We start from the raw sequence: 14,293 nt of genomic DNA, 5'->3' as shown, positions 1-14,293 counted from the left end.
TAACCCGCCAGCGTGATCGCCGTCCGGCATCTTCTGGCGCAACGCCGTCTTGCCGTGCTGATCTGCGCGGCGGCCTTGCTGCTGAAGCTGCTGGTGCCGACCGGGTACATGATCGGGAACGATCACGGGGGCCTCGGCATCGTCATCTGCCCGGGCGCGGCACCGATGATGACGATGCCGGCCGGTGACGACGCCATGGCGGCGATGCATGACACGGCGCCCGAGCAAGGGCCATCGAAGGAGCATGGCAAGTCCGAGATGCCATGCGCCTATGCGGGCCTGTCGGCGCAGATGCTCGGCGCCGTCGATCCGGTCGTGCTGGTGGCCGCGCTTGCCGTCGTGGCGGCGATGGCGCTGCTCCCGGCGCCGCGGCGCGTTCATCGATCCGCGCACCGTCTACGGCCGCCTCTGCGCGGCCCTCCGCTCCCCCGCGACTGACGACTGTGGGCCGCCCGGTCTGACCGGACGCGGCCGCTGGCTTTCATGTGATCCGGCCCGCGCGCGTGGTGCGCGCTCGCGACGTTTCGACGGGCAGGCGGCGCTGGCTTCCGGCCATGTTCGCTCTGGCCGAAATGTGGGGAATGGCATGTTTCGAGTTCATCGTCTGACAGGCGCGGCATCCTGCCTGCTGCTGTCCACGGCCGCCGTCGCGCAGGAGCGTGAGGCGTCCACCACCCGGCCCGATACGCAGGTCGCGATCGGTGGGGGCGAGATCGTCGTCACCGCCAGCGCGATGGCACGATCGACCGCCCACGTGCTGACCTCGGTCGACGTGCTCGGCGGCGACGTGGCGCAGCGCCAGAATGTCGACAATGCGTGGGAGCTGTTCGCGCGGCTGCCGGGCGTGGTGCTGACCGATTTCAACCAGGGTACGACCTCCGGCCGCTTCTCGATCCGCGGCTTCAACGGCGAGGGCGAGATCAACGCCGTCAAGCTGCTGATCGATGGTGTGCCGTCCAACGACAATGCCGGGCGGATGGACTTCATCGACATGGTGTCGCCGCTCGACATCGCCTCGGTCGAACTGGTGCGCGGCACGTCCGACCCGCGCTGGGGCCTCCACGCCATCGCCGGCAGCGCGAACGTCAGGACGCGTACCGGTGGCACCTATCTCGACGCGCGTGGCATCGCCGGCGCATTCGGCACCCGGGACGCGCAGCTCTCGGCCGGGGTCGAGAGCGGCCGGCTGAGCCAGAACTACCTCTTCGCCTATCGCCGGACCGGCGGATACCGGGACCATGCCGATCTCGACCGGCTGAACTTCGCGGGCAAGTGGTTCTACGACCTTGGGCCGGCCAAGCTCGGCGCGATCGTCCGCCACAGCCGCGCGGAGGCGGAGGAGCCCGGCTATCTGATCGATGCCGACGCGTATCGCGACCGGTGCCGGTCCTATGCGGTGTCGGAAACCGATGGCGGCACGCGCCGCTTGTCGCAATACAGCCTGCATCTCGATGCCGATCTTGCCGCCCGCCTGTCGCTGACCGCGGTGGGCTACGCCAACAGCATCGACGACAATCGCTATGTCCGCTTCTCCGCCGATGTCGCGCAGCAGCAGCGGCTGACCGATGAGCAGCAATATGGCGTCGTCACCGGCCTGCATTGGCATGCCGCCGACTGGCTGATGGCGGAGGCGGGCGGCGATGTGCAGTGGCAGCACAACCGGAGTTTGCGCTGGACCACCGACCGCCGCACCATCGTGGCGGCAACGCGCGACCAGGATTTCGACCTGACGGTCGGCGGCGCCTATGTGCAGGCGATCGTGACGCCGCTGCGCTGGCTGACGGTAACGCCGGCGTGGCGGATCGACCGGGTCGGCGGCACCTTCACCAACCGGCTGAACGGGGTCAGCTACCCGCTCAACGACTATGGCACGATCAGCCAGCCCAAGCTGTCGGTTGCACTGACGCCGATCACCGGCATCACCGCCTATGGCAATTACGGCCGCACCTTTCAGATCGGTGCCGGCTCGGGCACGTTCGTCGTGCCGCCGCGGGTCCGCGACCTCGAAGCCTCGATCAACGAAGGTTTCGAGGCCGGGATAAAGCTTGCGCAGGGCCGCTGGCTGACCGCGCGCGCGGCGGTGTGGCAGCAGACCGCCAGCGGCGAGCTGCGCCGGCGCCTGAACGATCCGTCGGGCGAGTTCGACAATCTGGGCGAAACCCGCCGCCGCGGCTTTGACCTGGAGGCAAGCGTGCAGCCGGTATCGGGCCTTTCCGCCTGGGCAAGCTGGTCGCACCAGAAGGCGGTGATCCGCGTCGCCGATCCCGCCGCGCCGCTGACTGCCGGCAACGAGATCGATCACGTTCCCCGCAACGTCTATACCGCCGGCATCGAATGGGCGCCGGCTGCGCTCCCATGGCGCGCTTCGCTATGGGGCAATGGTCAGTCCGCCTACGAACTGAACACGGCAAACAGTCAGGGGCGCTATGGCGACTATTTCCAGGTCACCGCCGAGATCGCCTATCGGCTGACCAAGGCGATCGAGGTGTCGACGCAGGTTCGCAACCTGACCAACGACCATTATGAATATGTCTGGTTCGACGGGGCCCAGCGGCTGCACGCGCCCGCCGATCCGCGCAGCCTGTTCGCATCGGTACGGGCGCGCTTCTGACGCCCGATGGGTCACGGTGTCGTCACCGCTCGGCCCGACCGGTTCGTGGCCGGGTGGTGGCTGCGGCCTCAATCCTTGTGGATCAGCGCCTTTGCCTTCCACGGCGCTGGCGCTCGGTGTCGGCGCTGTCACTATCACTGGCAAGAGTTTTCGGTGCTACTGTGTGGGTGGCCATCGCCGTTGGGCGTCATTGGTCATGGGCGGGGTTGTCGCCCGAAGGGCTATACCTGCCCGGCATCCGTGGTGGTAGGATCAGCCACCGGCATGGCGGCTGCTCGGCAGATGTCCGAAGCGCTCGCGATACCGTTTGGCGAAGTCGCTCATGTGAACGAACCCCCAGCTCGCCGCCACCTGACGGATCGTCTCGCTTTCGGACAGGCGAAGTTGCGCATGCACCCGGTCGAGACGCCGTGCGATGATGTAGTTGATCGGCGTGCAGCCCATTTGCTGCTTGAAGGCGATTTGCAGCGCACGCACGCTGATGCCGGCGGCTTCGGCCAGATCGCGGATGGCAATCCGCTCGCGCAGATGCGCTTCGATATGATCGATCGCCTGCCGGACCGCACGGCCGGTCGCGGTGGGAATGTGCAATGAGGATCCGGTGCCGATCATCGGCCAGCTTCCGGCGAGTTGATAGAGCAGCACCTCCTGCAACAAGGGGAGCATCAGGTCGATCGGGCCTGCCGCCGTGGACAGATGCTGGCGCAGGGCGGTGACCGTGGAGCGCACCGCGCGCAACCCGGTGGTGTCGAGATCGACCACTGTTTCGAACTGCGGCAGCATCGTCGTCTCGGCGCCGAACAGCGCTCGGCAGGCGTCGAGAACGGCACCGCGGCTGACGGTCGCGCTGATCGCGGAAAAACCCGGCGTGGCCTGTTCGCGCCGCATCACGTCGAACGAGGTGAGCAGCGCCTGTGCCGGGCTTACGATCACGTCCGCGCCGTTCTGGTTGATCCGGACCATGGCCCCGGCCTCGACGAACCGGATCGTGACGAGTTCGGCCGTCATCATCGGGCTGGTGATGAAGCCGGTCCGGCTCTGGGTTTCCCAGACGCTGAGGGTTTCGCTCTGGCTCCCTTGGAACGCCAGATGGACGCTCCGACCCTGAGTCGCGAAGCTGACCGCGATGCCGCCGCTCGCGTTCAGGCCTTCCAGCTGGTCGGGGCTGGTGACGCTGTGGATGAAGCCGGCTTGCGGCCGCCACCCCGTCGCCACGCCGTTATCCTCCGCCTGAGCATTGATCCTATTGCTGTCGATATTACTTGACATGTGATATATATGCACCACTAGGTCAGGTTGTCATGCAAAGATTGCGAAGGCGTTCGTAACGCCGCCGCAATGGTGACGAGGTGGCGGACGGCTACCATGTCAATATTGCGAAGACGTGTTTACCGCCATCGCGATCGATAACTGTAAACTGTTGATATTATCTCACTTTTCCCGGTTGTCGCCTTCAATGGCACCCCGATTTGCTTTAAAAGTCCGATTATCGACTGCCATTTCGGGGCAATCGTCGGACGGAGGAGTATTCGGGAAATGGCAAGTCGTGACGTCGCCGTCGCGCATCTGCGCAAAGCGTTGGCGATCCTCGACGCGGAGTCGAGCGATGTGGCGGCATGTCACGTGCAGCTTGCGATCGATCTCATTCTCGCGCCGCGTTGCGGATCGCTCGACACGGGGTCCTTGGCCGCTGTTGCGACGTCGGCGGCCGCCTGAATGTTGCGGCATCCGGACCGGATCCAGGCATTCTACCCGGGGATTGCTCGGCAGGACCCTGGCAAGATCTCAGGACATCATGGCTTGCGGACCAGCGCAGCCAGCGAAATCAAGAGCGTGTTCACGATGATCCGCAGCAACTGTCACACCGATTTGGCGGAAGATCATGAGTTGGCGATGGAAAAGGTCGACACGGCTCTGGATGTGCTGAGCCATTTCGACGGTTCGATCTTCAGTGGTGACGGATGCTGGGCGGATCCGTCCGCCGCCTTACGCGCGATCCGCGAATCCATCGCGCTCCTGCAAAGCGCCGAGGCGATTGCGCTACGCGGGCTGAGGGCGCAACCGGTCGGCTAGGATCGCGACACGAATTCGGCCTCCAGCGAAGGGGCGCGGTCGCTGCTGCCAGGATGACTGCGCCGCCCGGCGGTGGCGGGGTTCGGCAGCTGCCGACCCCCGACCGTCGCGACGCGGTTTATTCGCCGGTCAGATGCGCCTGGGCCGCGGCCTTGGCCTCGCTGGCATTCTTCGGCTTGCGCGCAGGAGCGGCGCCGGCTTTGCGACCAAGGCCGATCTTGTGGGCCATGGCGCGGCGGCTTTCCGAATAGGTCTCGGCAACCATCGGATAATCCGGCTTCAGGCCGAAGCGTTCGCGATAGGCTTCCGGCGTCAGCCCGTTGGTCTTCAGGTGGCGGCGCAGCGTCTTGTACGGCTTGCCGTCGATCATCGAGATGATGTGATCCTTGGACGCGAGTGACTTTCGCACCGAAACGGCGGGCGTATAGTCCTGCGTGTCCGGCTGCGCGGTGTCCTGCACCGTGCCGCTGGCAAGCTGTGCCACCGTGTCATGCATCGTGCGCAAGAAGGCCGGCACGTCTTCCGCCGAAACCCGCGTGTTGGAATTGCCAAGCCAGGCGACCGTCAGTTCCGTTGCCAATTCTACCGTGTTGAACACGTCGTCCGCCATATCAAGTCCTTGCATCGTGGGAGTTCGATTGGGTCGAGTTAATTACAATCTCAAGCTAAGCAAGTGTTTTGCGAAGAGTTTTTGTCAGAATGCGACAGGATTGGGACGTGGCTTTGCTGATGCCCGCGATTGGGATAAAGCGGGGCATGGCTGTTATCGGAACACGGATCGACGAAACGGGCATGCTGATCCGCGATGGCGGCGGCTTCTACCTGCGGCGTGATCTCGGTGGCCGCTATCTGCTGGCGCTGCCGCGTACGCCGGTCGATCTGGTGGAGAAGCGGGTGCGGCTTGTCGGCACGCTGGTCGGCGACGATCTGGTCGATGCCGACGGCGTCGCCCCGGCGTGACCTGCCGCCCGATCTGACACCGGTTCTCCGCTACCTGCGACCGCCATCTGTCGCCAAGCCGCATTTTGCCCGCTAAAGGCGGCGCCCCAATTGGAGACGATCATCATGAACAATGCCGAACTCGCCGAAACGCTTGTGACCAATCACGGCCTGACCAAGGCCGATGCCCGCAAGGCGGTCGACGATCTGATGGCCGCCATCGTGGCCGCCGCCGCCAAGGGCGACGAGGTGTCGCTTTCCGGCTTCGGCAAGTTCAAGATCAAGGACAGCCCGGCGCGCGAAGGCCGCAACCCCGCCACCGGCGAGACCATCCAGATCGCCGCTGCGCGCAAGCTGACCTTCGTGCCGGCCAAGGCGGTCAAGGACGCGCTGAACGGCTGAACCGGACCGGCGACCGCGCGGGGCTCCTCGCGCGGTCGCCCGTTTCCCGTTATTTCCCGCCCGGCGCGACGCCGAGGTGGTCGAGCATGAACGCCTGCCACTCGGCGTTCTGGCGATAGCGTTCGAACCGGCCCGACTTGCCGCCATGTCCCGCCTCCATGTTGGTGCGGAAGAGGAGCGGATTGCTGTCGGTCTTGCGCTCGCGCAGCCGGGCAACCCATTTTGCCGGCTCGTAATATTGCACTTGGCTGTCCCACAGGCCGGTGCCGACGAACATCGCCGGATAGGCCTTGGCCGCGACATTGTCGTAGGGCGAATAGCTCAGCATATAGTCGTAGAAGGGCTTTTGCGCCGGATTGCCCCATTCGTCATATTCGAAGGTGGTGAGCGGGATCGACGCGTCGAGCATCGTCGTCACCACGTCGACGAACGGCACCTGTGCGACGATCACCTTGTAATCGGCGGGTGCCATGTTGGCGACCGCGCCCATCAGCAGCCCGCCGGCGCTGCCGCCCATCGCTGCGACCCGGTCCTTGGCGCCATATTTCTGCGCGATGAGATAACGCGTCACGTCAATGAAGTCGGTGAAGCTGTTCTTCTTGTTGAGCAGATGGCCGTCATCATACCAGCCGCGCCCCATTTCCTGCCCGCCGCGGATATGGGCGAGGGCGTAGACGACGCCGCGATCGAGCAGGGCGATGCGCCCGGCATCCACCGCCGGGTCCATCGATATGCCGTAGCTGCCATAGGAATATTGGAACAGCGGGGCGGTGCCGTCGCGCGCCACGCCCTTCTTGTATACCACCGATACGGGGATGCGCGTCCCGTCGCGCGCCGGCGCCCATAGCCGTTCGGTGACATAGTTCGCCGGATCATAGCCCGGCACCGGCGCGACCTTCAGCACCCGGCGCGCGCCCGTCTTCGCATCGACCTCATAGGTGGTCGTCGGCGTCTTGAGCGAGCCGTAGCTGTAGCGCACGACGCGCGCGCCGGGCTCCTCGTTGACCGACAGCGCCATCTGATAGGCGGGCTCGTCCGCCTCGACGGCGGTCGACCGCCCCTGTGCGTCCAGCAGGCGGATCATCCGGTTGCCGCCCTCGCGCTGGTTGATCGCGACAAATCCTTCGAAGGGCTTGAAGTCCTCGATGAACACGCTGTCGCTTGGCCGTGTCAGGTCCTGCCACCCGGCGACGCCCCCGGCGATCTGCGCATCGGCGACGGTGACCAGCTTGTAGTTCTTGGCCGCACGATTGGTGCGGATCACCCAGCGGCCACCGGCATGATCGGCACTGTAGCGGAACTCGCGCGCGCGCGGCGCCAGCACGGTGAAGCGCGTCGGATCGCCCGCCGGGGCACAACGCTGTTCGTCGCTGACCGTGCTCTGCACGGTGATGCACGCGTATCGATCGTCCATCGTGCGCATGATGCCCATCTGGAAGGTGTCGTCCTTCTCCTCGTAGAGCAGGCGGTCGGCGCTGACCGGGGTGCCCAGCACATGCGCCATCACCCGGTAACCGCGCAGCGTGACGGGGTCCTTGGCGATGTAGAGCAGGGTGCGGTTGTCGTCCGCCCACACGATGTTGGGCTCCACATTGGTGATCGTGTCGCTCAGCACGCGGCCGGTGGCGAGATCCTTGACCTTCAGCACATATTGGCGCCGGCCGACGACATCCTCGGCCCATGCGACCAGTTTATTGTCGGGGCTGACCTGCCATTCGGACAGGGCGAAGAAGCTGTGGCCCCTGGCCATCGCCGGCTGGTCGAACATCAGTTCGGCCGGGGCATCCGGTGCGCGGCGCCGTTCGACCACCGGATAATCGGCACCCGTGGCGAAGCGCGTCTGATACCACCAGCCATTGTCGCGGTAGGGGACGCTGCTGTCGTCCTGCTTGATGTGCGACACCGTCTCTTCGTACAGCCGGGCCTGCAGCGGCTTCAGCGAGGCCAGCCGCGCATCGGCATAGCTGTTCTCCGCATTCAGATAGGCGAGCATCTCCGGATTTTTGCGGCTGTCGTCGCGCAGCCAGTAATAATCGTCCTCGCGCACGCCGTTGGGCGACGTGACCTGATAGGGCTTCCTGGCCGCGCGCGGCGCTTCCTGCGCGGTGGCGGCGACGCCGATCATCGCCGCACCTGCCACCATCAACCTCATCATCGCTGCGTTCCCCTTGTTCCGGAACGCCAAGGCTAGGCGTGGCATCGCCCGGCCGCCAGCAGGAAAATGGCGGCCGGGGCGGGGGCGTCAGGGGCGAGGCTTACGGCCCGACATCGGCAGCGTCCGACTTGACGCGCAGCGCCTTGCCCGCCTTGAACCCGAGCGCGGAGCCGATGCGATCGTCCCAGCCATAGGGATCGTTGCGCACGATCGGCTCGCCGGCCTCGTCGAACAGCACGGTGTGGTAGAGCATGCGGACCGGGATCTGGCGCGGCAGCTTGACGAACGTTTCCTTGCCCGTCGCCCGTGCCTTGTGCCACTCGTCCAGCACGCCCTCGTCGCGGGCGAGCATCTCGGCGAAGCCGAGCGCATCCTCCACCCGCACGCAACCATGGCTGCGCTGGCGCTGCACCATATTGAACATCGCCTTGGCCGGGGTGTCGTGCAGATAGATCGCATGCTCGTTCTGCATGTCGAACTTGACCAGTCCGAGCGAATTCTTCGGACCCGGCTGCTGCACGATCCAGCCATCCTTCCAGGCCATGTTGTTCGCGCGGAGATAACCGGCGCCCTTGCTCGCCAGCTCCTTCTTCTGGATCGAACGGGGCACCGTCCAGGTCGGGTTTGCCACCAGGCGGAAGATGGGGGAGCCGAGTTGCGGCGTTTCGGTATCCGGCTCGCCGACGACGACCTTGCGGCTGTCGACGATCTTGCCGTCGCGCCAATAGGTCAGGCGTGCCGCGGCCAGGTTCACGTCGATCCGGGTGGCGGGCGGATTGCGGTCCAGCCAGCGCACCCGCTCCATGGCGATCGCGATGGCGCGCGCGCGGTCGAGGTCGGACATGTTGAGAATGGCCAGCGCCTCGTTGCCGATCAGGCCATCGGGTTTCATCCCGTAATCCGCCTGCATCGTACGCACGGCCGCAACCATCGCCGGGGTATAGCGATCCCCTTGCGCACCCTCGGCCGGCAGATAGTCCAGCACCACCAGTTCGCGGGCGATCGCCGGAATGCGCGGATCGACCGCATTCGCCTCGATCGCCTCGCCGGTGCCGGCGATGGCGGGTGCCGGACCGTCCGGCTGGCGGCTCAGCTTGCGATAGGCCGCAGACAGCCGCTTGTAATTGGCGTCGGTGGGCGCCAGCCCGTTCAGCCAGCCACTGATGTCGTCGGCGCGCAGCGCCGCGGCCAGACCGGCGCGCAGATCCGGATCGGGCCGGGGCACGGTATAGACCTCGTATAATTTGGTCGGGTCGGTCGCGCCGCGCGCCAGCGCGCCGGCAAAGTCCAATGCCTGCTTGGTCAGGGCGGCATTGTCCGAACCGCTTGCGGCGAAGGGCAGGTGATCCAGGCCGTGATCGGCACGGGCGGCGATGGCGTCGCGCAATTGCTTGCTCGTCCGGTCGCTCCACTGTGCGGGTTGTGCCGCCTCGCTCGCATTCGATCCCGCCGTCTGCTCCGCCGGCTGCGTGTTGCAGGCGGCGAGCAGCAGGGCCAGCGCTACCGAGGTCCCGAATTTCGAATGTCCGATTTTCGAATGCCCGATTATCGAATGCACGTGTTTCTCCGCCAATGGTTGCCGGGGGAAACGCGCGACCCGGCCACTCGGCTCCCGCGACGGAAACGCGTCCGTAACGAAACTGTCGCGGCTCTGACCTTTGGGTGACACGCATACCGGTTAGCCGCCCGGCAAAGGGCGCCAAGCCAATGGCGCCAAAGGGGAATTTACTCGATGGTGTCTCTTCGCAGCCTGTTTCGGGCATCGGTCTCGCTCGCCCTCGTCACCGGCACGGCTGGCATGGCCCACGCCCAGTCTGTGACCGCGCAGGATGAACGCACGGGCGGGAACGATGCCGATGCGACCGGCGAGGATATCGTCGTCAACGGCTCCTATGCCCGCAGCCTGTCGGCGGCCGCGGAAACCAAGCGCCGGGCGGCTTACGGCGTCGATTCGATCAGCTCGACCGATATCGGCAAATTCCCGACCCAGAATGTCGCGGAAGCGTTGCAGCTCGTACCCGGCGTCGCGATCACGCGGCCGCGCGGCGAGGGGCTGTATGTCAGCGTCCGGGGGCTCGGGCCGCAGTTTCAGAATACGCTGATGAACGGTCGCACCGTCGCCCTGAATGACCTTATCGAAAATGGCGGCGCCGCCGGGCGCCAGTTCCGCTTCGAAATGCTGCCGGCCGAATTCACCAGCAGCATCGATGTGGTGAAGACGCCCACCGCCGACATGAGCGAGGGCGCGCTGGGCGGCAATATCGACGTCAAGACGTTCCGCCCGCTCGACGTGGGCAACGGGACCACGCTGAACCTGCGCGGCACCTACACGACGCAGACCGAGAAGGTGAAGCCCAACGCGACGATCCTGACCAGTGCCAGGAGCGCGGACGGCAGCTTCGGCATCCTTGCCGGCGCGCAATATTGGGGCAAGGCGGTACGCAACGACCGCTTCATGAATTTCGGTTGGCTGCTCGATCGCTACACCGCTGCCGCCGCCGGCGGACTACCCACCGGTCTTTATTCGCCCACCCGTACCCGCCCGACGGTGGAGACCGAGGATCGCAAGCGCGTGTCCGGCATCGTGTCCGCCCAGTGGCGCCCGACGCCCGAGCTGGAGACCACGCTGGATGTGATCGCGACGCGGCTGGATGTCGCCTATGACGAGTTCGGGCTCGACATCTATCCCGACGATCCCGGCACGTCGGTGGTGCCCGGATCGGTCGTGCGCGACGGCGACACGATCACCCGCGCGACGATCAACCGCGTCCGCTTCATGGCCTCGCGCGAATACAGCCTCAACCGGCACGACCTGCTGACGATCGGGCTGAAGCAGACCTGGAACCCGGATCGCTGGCACCTGTCGGCCAATGTGAACTGGTCGGCCGCGCACAGCTTCCATCCCGATTACCGGACCGGGACGGTGCGCAGCCGCGCGGTGTTCAACGCGCCGCTGACCTATGACGCGTCGGGCGGGTACAAGGTGCTGCCCGTCTTCACCACGCCGGTCGATCCCACGGTTGCGGCCAACTACACCCTCTACCCCTTCAACATCGCACCCAAGGACAGCAAGGACTGGGACAGCTATTCGCGGGTCGACGTGGCGCGCGACATGGGCGGCGTGCTGGCGAAGCTGGCGGCGGGTGCCGAATATCACTGGCGCAAGCGCGACTATTTCCGGCGCGACTATAACGTCAATCCGGCGGCGAACACGCCGCTCACGTCGCTTGGCGCGGGCGCGTTCGAACAGATGCCGTTCAACGATTTCCTGAAGGATGTCGGCGGCGCGGTGCCGCGCAACTGGCTGGTGCCGGTGACGGGCGCGTTCGTGAACGCCTTCTTCACCCCGGCGGTGGAGAACGCACCGCTGACGCTGGGCGATCGCCGTTCGTCCTTCGTGGTGACGGAAAAGATCGCGGCGGGCTATCTGCGCGCGGATTACGAGCTGGGGATGATCAGCGGCAATGTCGGCGTGCGCTACGTCCATACCGATCAGGTGGCGAGAGGTACGCTGACCAGCGGCACCACCGCGACGCCGGCCAGTTTCCCCAAGACGTTCAACAACGTGCTGCCCAGTTTCAACCTGCGTGCCGACCTGTCCGCCACCCTGGTCGGCCGCCTGGCCGCCAGCCGCGTCCTCACCCGCCCCAACGTCACCGACAGCGCCCCGCGCATCACTGTGTCGACCGACGCCCCCACCGCCAGCGGCGGCAACCCCGAACTCGTCCCCTTCCTCGCCACCCAGTTCGACGGCTCGCTGGAATGGTACTTCGCCCCCTCCGGCCTCCTGTCTGGCGCCATCTTCTACAAGGCGATGGATGACTATATCACGCAACAGAACCTCACCATCGACATCCCGGGCCGGGGCACCGTCCGCCTCGCCACCCAGGTCAATGGCGGCAATGCCAAGGTCTACGGCGCCGAGGTCGCCTACAGCCAGGTGTTCACCTTCCTGCCTGCGCCGTTCGACGGCTTCGGCGTGCAGGGGTCGTACACGCACACCTCGGTCAAGGCGGATTACACCGCCGGCTCGCGTACCATCCGCGACCAGCTGATCGGCTTGTCCAAGAACAGCTTCAATCTGGTCGGCTTCTACGACAAGGGGCCCTTGTCGGCGCGGCTTTCCTATGTCTGGCGCGACCGCTACCTGGCGGGGACCGGCAGCACGGTACAGGCGCCGACCTATGTTGCGCCCTTCGGATCGCTGGACGGCAACCTGTCCATCCGCGTCACCGACGCCGTGACGCTCAGCCTGGAAGGGATCAATCTCGCCGGCGCGCGGCAGAACAGCTACAACGACGACCGGCTGCGCTTTGGCGAGATCAACTATTATGGCCGCACGATCCTGTTTGGCGCGCGGGCGGCATTCTGATGATGAAGCGCGCACTTCTTGCCCTTTGCGCACTGGGAGCGGTGGCGGCGGGCGAGCCGCCCGCGCGGATGAACGACATCCAGGTCGTCGGCTCGCACAACAGCTTCAAACGACGCATTCCCGCCGCGGTGATGGAGGAGTTGCGGCGGCGCGAGCCGAAGCTGGCGGACGGGCTGGATTACGATCACCTGTCGATCACCGAACAGCTCGACCGCGGGGTTCGCCAACTGGAACTGGACATCTTCGCCGACCCGGATGGCGGCCGCTATGCCGATCCCAGGGGCGAGGCGCTGGCAAAGGCGGCGGGGGAGAAGACGGGCTTTGACCGGGCGGCGATGCTGCAACCGGGGTTCAAGGTGTTCCACATCCCCGACATCGATTACCTGTCCGGCTGCGTCACCTTTCGCCGCTGCCTGGCGGAAATCGACGCCTGGTCGCGCGCCCACCCCGATCACCTGCCGATCATGGTCACGATCAACGCCGCCGACCAGCCCTCCGGCCGCCCGGGCATCACCGACCCCCTCCCGCTGACCGCCCCCTTGCTCGACGCCCTCGACCGCGAACTCCTCGCCGTCCTGCCCCGCGACCGCCTGATCACCCCCGACACCATACGCGCCCACGCACCAAGCTTACGCCACGCAATACGCACCCGCGGATGGCCCACACTTTCTGCCGCGCGGGGCCAGTTGTTCTTTCTCCTCGACGTCCGGCCCGCGGTGGGCGAACTGTACCGCGCCGGCCATCCTTCACTGGCCGGGCGGCCCATCTTTGGCTGGTACGACGTGGGAGATCCCGATGCTGCGGTAGCGATCGTCCAGGATCCGCTGGTGGACGGCGCGTTGATCCGGCGTTTGGTGAAGGACGGCATGATCGTCCGCACCCGCACGGATGCCAACACGTTCGAAGCGCGGGCGGGCGACTATCGCAAGGCTCGAGCCGCGATTGCCAGCGGTGCGCAGGCTGTCAGCACAGATTATTATCCAGGCGCTCCGACGCGCATGGGACAAAACTTTACGGTGACGTTGCCCGGCGGTGTGATGGAGCGGTGCAATGCCTTGCTGTTGTCGGGGCATCGTGACGTGGGGAAAGACTGCCGGTGAGGTAAGGCGACAGCGCGCGTTCATGTTGAGGATGCAAAGGGCGCAGGTGCCATGGCGGTGATTGCGTGCGTCTGCCGAGCGGCAGATGAGGCAGGTCACCATATGGTGTCGCCGGTAAGCGCGAAGGGACCCGATGCTGAACACGATGATGATGCTGGTGCTTTCGAGTGCTGCCGCAGCGGCGAGCGTTCAGGGCAGCAATCCGACGCAGGGTGGGGCATGCGAGGCGGGGACTGGGCAGCGGGTCATGGTGACGGTGCGAGGGCTGAAGGGGGCGACGGGGATGGTGCGCATCCAATTGTACGACGGCCCCGGATTCCTGAAGAAAGGTACGTGGTTAAGCCGTGTCGAGGCGAAGGCGAATCGGTCGGAGATCACGATGTGCATCGCCGCGCCTCGCCCCGGACAATATGCGATCGCCGTGCGCCATGACACGAACGGCAACGGCAAATCCGACTGGAACGACGGTGGCGGCTTCTCACGCGATCCCAAGCTGTCGCTGCTCAACCTGAAGCCGAGCTTCGACAAGGTGGTCCTCCCGGTCCATGCCGGCACCACCAACGTCGTGGTGACGATGAACTACCGGCAGGGATTGAGCATCGGGCCGGTCGATTGAGCGGTGCCATGAATCTCTGATCTTT

13 protein-coding genes are annotated in these 14,293 nt (G+C 65.7%); 9 read left to right on the top strand and 4 right to left on the bottom strand.

Features of this window, described 5'->3' with window-relative positions:
- Positions 1 to 12 precede the first annotated feature (12 nt).
- Both NPJ82_RS11305 and NPJ82_RS11300 read left to right on the top strand, forming a co-directional pair.
- Positions 13 to 438: a DUF2946 family protein gene (locus NPJ82_RS11305; RefSeq protein WP_342657431.1), complete on the top strand. Its 426-nt coding sequence runs from the start codon at positions 13 to 15 to the stop codon at positions 436 to 438.
- Between the two features lie 148 nt (positions 439 to 586).
- Entirely contained in the window at positions 587 to 2,611 is a 2,025-nt protein-coding gene (locus tag NPJ82_RS11300; RefSeq protein WP_342657430.1) for a TonB-dependent receptor, read from the top strand.
- A gap of 252 nt (positions 2,612 to 2,863) precedes the next feature.
- Here NPJ82_RS11300 and NPJ82_RS11295 read toward each other — a convergent pair whose 3' ends face one another.
- A complete protein-coding gene (locus NPJ82_RS11295) occupies positions 2,864 to 3,880 on the bottom strand; it encodes a helix-turn-helix transcriptional regulator (RefSeq protein WP_342657429.1) in 1,017 nt (338 codons plus the stop codon).
- A 267-nt stretch (positions 3,881 to 4,147) separates the two neighbouring features.
- On the opposite strand from NPJ82_RS11295, the gene NPJ82_RS11290 reads away from it, so the two are divergent.
- Both NPJ82_RS11290 and NPJ82_RS11285 read left to right on the top strand, forming a co-directional pair.
- On the top strand, positions 4,148 to 4,327 hold the full coding sequence (locus NPJ82_RS11290) for a hypothetical protein (protein WP_342657428.1): 180 nt from the start codon (positions 4,148 to 4,150) through the stop codon (positions 4,325 to 4,327).
- Positions 4,328 to 4,684 (top strand): hypothetical protein, encoded by a 357-nt coding sequence (locus NPJ82_RS11285; RefSeq protein WP_342657427.1) that lies wholly within the window; start codon positions 4,328 to 4,330, stop codon positions 4,682 to 4,684.
- A gap of 118 nt (positions 4,685 to 4,802) precedes the next feature.
- Here NPJ82_RS11285 and NPJ82_RS11280 read toward each other — a convergent pair whose 3' ends face one another.
- Positions 4,803 to 5,294: a MucR family transcriptional regulator gene (locus NPJ82_RS11280; RefSeq protein ID WP_112382762.1), complete on the bottom strand. Its 492-nt coding sequence runs from the start codon at positions 5,292 to 5,294 to the stop codon at positions 4,803 to 4,805.
- A gap of 146 nt (positions 5,295 to 5,440) precedes the next feature.
- On the opposite strand from NPJ82_RS11280, the gene NPJ82_RS11275 reads away from it, so the two are divergent.
- Positions 5,441 to 5,644: a DUF5818 domain-containing protein gene (locus NPJ82_RS11275; RefSeq protein ID WP_149682454.1), complete on the top strand. Its 204-nt coding sequence runs from the start codon at positions 5,441 to 5,443 to the stop codon at positions 5,642 to 5,644.
- Positions 5,645 to 5,749: 105 nt separating this feature from the next.
- On the top strand, positions 5,750 to 6,025 hold the full coding sequence (locus tag NPJ82_RS11270; RefSeq protein WP_112382917.1) for an HU family DNA-binding protein: 276 nt from the start codon (positions 5,750 to 5,752) through the stop codon (positions 6,023 to 6,025).
- 49 nt (positions 6,026 to 6,074) lie between these two features.
- On the opposite strand, the gene NPJ82_RS11265 is transcribed toward NPJ82_RS11270, so the two are convergent.
- Both NPJ82_RS11265 and NPJ82_RS11260 read right to left on the bottom strand, forming a co-directional pair.
- Positions 6,075 to 8,180, bottom strand: a complete 2,106-nt coding sequence (locus NPJ82_RS11265) for a S9 family peptidase (RefSeq protein ID WP_342657426.1) — start codon at positions 8,178 to 8,180, stop codon at positions 6,075 to 6,077.
- Positions 8,181 to 8,280: 100 nt separating this feature from the next.
- The gene (locus NPJ82_RS11260) at positions 8,281 to 9,738 is read right to left on the bottom strand and encodes a L,D-transpeptidase family protein (protein ID WP_342657425.1); all 1,458 of its coding nucleotides are present in this window, start codon (positions 9,736 to 9,738) and stop codon (positions 8,281 to 8,283) included.
- Positions 9,739 to 9,912: 174 nt separating this feature from the next.
- Between NPJ82_RS11260 and NPJ82_RS11255 the strand changes: the two genes are divergently transcribed.
- The 3 genes from NPJ82_RS11255 to NPJ82_RS11245 all read left to right on the top strand — a co-directional run bounded on the left by NPJ82_RS11255 (position 9,913) and on the right by NPJ82_RS11245 (position 14,268).
- The gene (locus tag NPJ82_RS11255; protein WP_342657424.1) at positions 9,913 to 12,552 is read left to right on the top strand and encodes a TonB-dependent receptor; all 2,640 of its coding nucleotides are present in this window, start codon (positions 9,913 to 9,915) and stop codon (positions 12,550 to 12,552) included.
- Positions 12,552 to 13,652 carry a Ca2+-dependent phosphoinositide-specific phospholipase C gene (locus NPJ82_RS11250; RefSeq protein ID WP_342657423.1) on the top strand — a complete coding sequence of 367 codons (1,101 nt, stop codon included), beginning with the start codon at positions 12,552 to 12,554 and terminating at the stop codon, positions 13,650 to 13,652. The genes NPJ82_RS11255 and NPJ82_RS11250 overlap by 1 nt, the downstream gene beginning before the upstream one ends.
- Positions 13,653 to 13,785: 133 nt before the next feature.
- Positions 13,786 to 14,268 carry a DUF2141 domain-containing protein gene (locus tag NPJ82_RS11245; RefSeq protein ID WP_342657422.1) on the top strand — a complete coding sequence of 161 codons (483 nt, stop codon included), beginning with the start codon at positions 13,786 to 13,788 and terminating at the stop codon, positions 14,266 to 14,268.
- Positions 14,269 to 14,293: the final 25 nt, after the last annotated feature.

Origin of the sequence: Sphingomonas sp. NY01 (assembly GCF_038809135.1) — a bacterium.
Taxonomy (GTDB): domain Bacteria; phylum Pseudomonadota; class Alphaproteobacteria; order Sphingomonadales; family Sphingomonadaceae; genus Sphingomonas; species Sphingomonas carotinifaciens.
The sequence above is the reverse complement of the archived record's forward strand: the minus strand, read 5'-3'. Positions and strand labels throughout refer to the sequence as shown.